Here is a 3,951-nt window from a genome sequence, read left to right as displayed (position 1 = left end):
CTGGCGAGGCACCTACTAGGGCATAAGGGGCAATCGTCCTAAACTAAACGCCCTCTCAGACCGGACTCGTAGAGATCGCGCTCCTTGGCGGTCATCGCCAGGGACTCGACGCGTTCGGCGGGCGGCAGGGGCGGGAACGCGCCCTGGGTGCGTGCCTGGGCCATGGACCAGGCCTCCGGGACCAGGAGCCGGCAGGCCTCCTCGGCGGTGGCGGCCACCGCGACCGTGCCGGAGATCACGACGTACGGCTCCGGCGCCCAGGGGGAGGGGCGGAAGGTCTCGCGGTACCGCTCGACGCCGCGCAGCATCTTCTCGCGGTTGCGCAGGTCGCCGATGACCATGGGCAGGCCCGCGCGGGCCGCGATCGCCGCGCCCTCGCCCATGGCCAGCACGAACGGCGGCACGCGCAGGCCCTCGGCGGGCCGCGCGTGCACCGTCGTAGGTGAGGTGCCCTCGAACCAGCCGAGCAGTTCCGTCAGCTGCGCGGCGAAGTCCTCGGCGGCGTGCTTGTCCCGTCCCAGGGCCCGGCGTACGCCGTCGGTGAAGCCGACGGAACGGCCGAGGCCCATGTCGATGCGCCCCGGGTACAGCGACTCCAGCACACCGAACTGCTCGGCCACCACCAGCGGCTGGTGGTTGGGCAGCATCACCCCGCCCGTGCCGACCCGGATCGTGCGGGTCGCGGCCGCCACGGCGGCGGCCAGCACCGTCGGCGCGGATCCGGCGACGCCGGGCACACCGTGGTGCTCCGAGACCCAGAAGCGGTGGTAGCCGAGCCGCTCCACCTCCTGTGCCAGCCGCACGGTGTCGCGCAGCGCCTCGGCGGCCTGGTGACCCTCGCGGGTGCGGGAGCGGTCGAGGACGGAGAAGCGGGTGGAGGCGATCAGGGAACTCACATCCGGTTCAACGCCGGGGCGCGCCCACGATTCCCGCGCGGTGCGGCGGACGGATTCCCCGACGGCGGGACGGATTCCCGCGCGGCGGGTCGGCGGATTCCCGTGCGGTGCAGTGAGAGGGATCCCGGTATGCCGTTGCGGCGCCGTGGGGGCGGCGGGATCAGCGTCGATTCAGCCGAGTCCGGGGGAGGCGCCGCCGGGCTCCGGGCCCCAGTAGTCGGGCCCGCCGCCGCGCCAGTCGATCAGCGGCGACACCGGGACCTCCACGGGGTCGACCTCGAGGCCGGCCCGGCGCAGGAACTCGGCGACGTCCGCGACGCTGTAGGCCAGCCCCAGGATCTCGCCGTTCACGCGTACGCGCCGTCCGCCCGTCGGCGAGGGCGGGTGCACGGTCACGGGCAGTGGTCCCGACATGTTCCCAGCATCGGCCGCAGGGCCCGGGCCCGCATCCGGACGACGCGCGGCCGGCCATCGGGGCCGGTGCCGGGGCCGGCGTCGAAGGGCCCGCTCGGTCCGGTGGTCCCGGCGGCACGCCCCGCAGTGTGCCTGATCCGCTCCGCTCGGCAGGCACGCGCACCATAGGCTGTGCGTGTGACGGAGCGCAGTCAGCGGCATCAGCGGCCCCTCGCCGTGTTCGACCTGGACAACACCCTCGCCGACACGGCGCACCGGCAGCGGTTTCTCGAGCAGCGGCCCCGGGACTGGGACGCCTTCTTCGCCGCCGCGCCCGAGGATCCGCCGCTGGCCGAGGGCGTCCGGCTCGCCCTGGACAGCGCGCGCGAGTGCGAGATCGTCTACCTCACCGGACGGCCCGAGCGGTGCCGTCAGGACACCCTCGACTGGCTTGCCGCCCATGGACTGCCCGAGGGGCGAGTCCACATGCGGCGCGACGACGACCGCAGGCCGGCGCGGCGCACCAAGCTGGAGATCCTGCGCCGGCTCGCCCGCACCCGCGATATCCGCGTCCTCGTGGACGACGACGAACTGGTGTGCGCGGAGGCCGAAGGGGCCGGGTTCCGCGTCCTGCGCGCCCGCTGGGCGGCCCCCTCCGCCGAGCTGAAGATCGCGCAGGAGCGCGAAGGGCGCACCTGACAGGGCGCCCTCGCCGGTGCCCTGGCCTCAGCCCCCGTAGCCGAGCTTCGGTCCGCATGGCGCGGCCCCAGCCCGCGCAGCCCGGTGTCAGCCCGTGCAGCCCGGTGCCAGCCCGCGTGGCGTGGCCTCAGTCCGCTTGGCCCGGGCTCAGCCCGCGTCCTCGATCCGGAAGCCCACCTTCATGCACACCTGGTAGTGCTCGATCTGCCCGTTCTCGATCTGGCCCCTGACCTGGGTCACCTCGAACCAGTCCAGGTTGCGCACGGTCTGCGAGGCGCGGGTGATGGCGTTGCGGATGGCCTGGTCGATTCCCTCGTGCGAGCTGCCGACGATTTCGGTGACCCGGTAGATGTGGTCGGTCATGCGGGTGCTCCTCTCGCGGACGACGCTGGTGGCGCCGTGGACGGTGACGGTGACTGGGGACGTCACACCCGTCGGTGACACGCCGGTGACGCGCGTGTCCCACGTCACTCCACCGTGCCGTATGCAGAGGAGGATCGCGAGATGTGCGGACTGTGACCGGTGCGCCACTTGACCTCCGCATTGGTCCATACCAAAATCCGAGCACACCCGTGCGAGCCTTCTGCTCGGCCCCCCACGTCGGGATCTTTTCCCTGTCCGCAGACAGAAATAAGGACCCTTCGTGAGACGTCGCCTCCTTGCCCTCGCCTGTGCGTCCGCCTCCCTGGTCAGCGCCTGCGGCGTGCTGCCGGGCGGCTCAGGCGGACGGCACACCGTCACCGTGTGGCTGATGAAGGACAGCGCGTCGCAGGAGTTCCTGCGCCGCTTCACCGAGGACTTCGAACGCACCCACGACGATCTGCGCCTCGACATCCGCATCCAGCAGTGGACAGGGATCGGCCCCAAGGTGCAGGCCGCGCTCTCCGGGAGCGCCGACGACGGCCCCGATGTGATCGAGGTCGGCAACACCCAGGTCGCCCAGTACGTGGAGGGCGGCCGGCTGACCAACCTGACCCTGGAGTCGATGCGGGACTGGGGCATGGACGACTGGCTGCCCGGCCTCGCCGAGCCGGGCGAGGACAACTCCGCCCAGTTCGGCATTCCCTGGTACGCCGCCAACCGGGTGGTGATCTACCGCAAGGACCTGTTCGAGAAGGCGGGCATCAAGTCACCGCCCCGCACCCGGGACGAGTGGCTCGCCGACACCGAGAAGCTCAACTCGGGCGGCGACCAGGGCATCTACCTGGCCGGGCAGGACTGGTACACGCTCTCGGGCTTCATCTGGGACGAGGGCGGCGACCTCGCCAAGCAGTCCGCCAACATCTGGAAGGGCGCCCTCGACACCCCGGCCGCCCTGCGCGGCATGGACTTCTACCGGCGGCTGCAGGCGCTCGGGAACGGCCCGACCGAGGCCGACGAGGAACACCCGCCGCAGGCGGGGGTGTTCGCCGCCGGGAAGGTGGCGCAGATCGTGGCCGTGCCCGGGCTCGCCCAGGTCATCGTGCAGAAGAACCCCGCACTCAAGGGTGAACTGGGCTTCTTCCCCGTGCCTGGCAAGACCGCCGCACGGCCGGGCACCGTCTTCACCGGAGGCTCCGACCTCATCGTGCCGAGGAACACCGACGACCGGGACGCCGCCGTCGCCGTCGTCGCGGCCCTGACCGGTGCCAAGTGGGAGACCGAACTGGCCCGCACGATGAACTACGTTCCCAACAAGGCCACGCTCGCCTCGGCCGTCGCGGGCGAGGAGGGGGTGGCCGCCATGGCGGCGGGCGCCGCGCACGGCCGGGCGACCCCCAGTACGCCGCAGTGGGCGGCCGTCGAGGCCGAAAACCCGATCAAGGAGTACATGAGCAAGGTGCTCAGCGGAGCCGACCCGCGGACCGAGGCCCGCCATGCCTCACAGCGGATCACCGAAGAACTGGCACCCGGACTGGGCTGACCGACTCGGTCGGCTCGGGAACGGGCTGACCCGCCCGGTGGGGGCTGGGGGACCAGGGGG

Annotated in this window: 5 protein-coding genes; 2 read left to right on the top strand and 3 right to left on the bottom strand. The window is 72.2% G+C overall.

Annotated elements, in window-relative coordinates:
- Positions 1-38: 38 nt before the first annotated feature.
- Together BZY54_RS38600 and BZY54_RS38595 are read right to left on the bottom strand one after the other, a co-directional pair.
- Positions 39-896, bottom strand: a complete 858-nt coding sequence (locus BZY54_RS38600) for an MsnO8 family LLM class oxidoreductase (RefSeq protein ID WP_086730021.1) — start codon at positions 894-896, stop codon at positions 39-41.
- 171 nt (positions 897-1,067) lie between these two features.
- Positions 1,068-1,310: a hypothetical protein gene (locus BZY54_RS38595; RefSeq protein WP_086730020.1), complete on the bottom strand. Its 243-nt coding sequence runs from the start codon at positions 1,308-1,310 to the stop codon at positions 1,068-1,070.
- Between the two features lie 177 nt (positions 1,311-1,487).
- On the opposite strand from BZY54_RS38595, the gene BZY54_RS38590 reads away from it, so the two are divergent.
- Positions 1,488-1,988, top strand: coding sequence for a phosphatase domain-containing protein (locus tag BZY54_RS38590; protein ID WP_086730023.1), 501 nt, complete (start codon positions 1,488-1,490; stop codon positions 1,986-1,988).
- Between the two features lie 147 nt (positions 1,989-2,135).
- Here BZY54_RS38590 and BZY54_RS38585 read toward each other — a convergent pair whose 3' ends face one another.
- Positions 2,136-2,351 carry a dodecin gene (locus BZY54_RS38585; RefSeq protein WP_086730022.1) on the bottom strand — a complete coding sequence of 72 codons (216 nt, stop codon included), beginning with the start codon at positions 2,349-2,351 and terminating at the stop codon, positions 2,136-2,138.
- Between the two features lie 280 nt (positions 2,352-2,631).
- On the opposite strand from BZY54_RS38585, the gene BZY54_RS38580 reads away from it, so the two are divergent.
- On the top strand, positions 2,632-3,891 hold the full coding sequence (locus tag BZY54_RS38580; protein WP_086730019.1) for an extracellular solute-binding protein: 1,260 nt from the start codon (positions 2,632-2,634) through the stop codon (positions 3,889-3,891).
- Positions 3,892-3,951: the final 60 nt, after the last annotated feature.

The organism is Streptomyces carpinensis (assembly GCF_002154505.1).
GTDB lineage: Bacteria > Actinomycetota > Actinomycetes > Streptomycetales > Streptomycetaceae > Streptomyces > Streptomyces carpinensis.
This window is presented reverse-complemented; position numbering and strand designations above follow the sequence as displayed.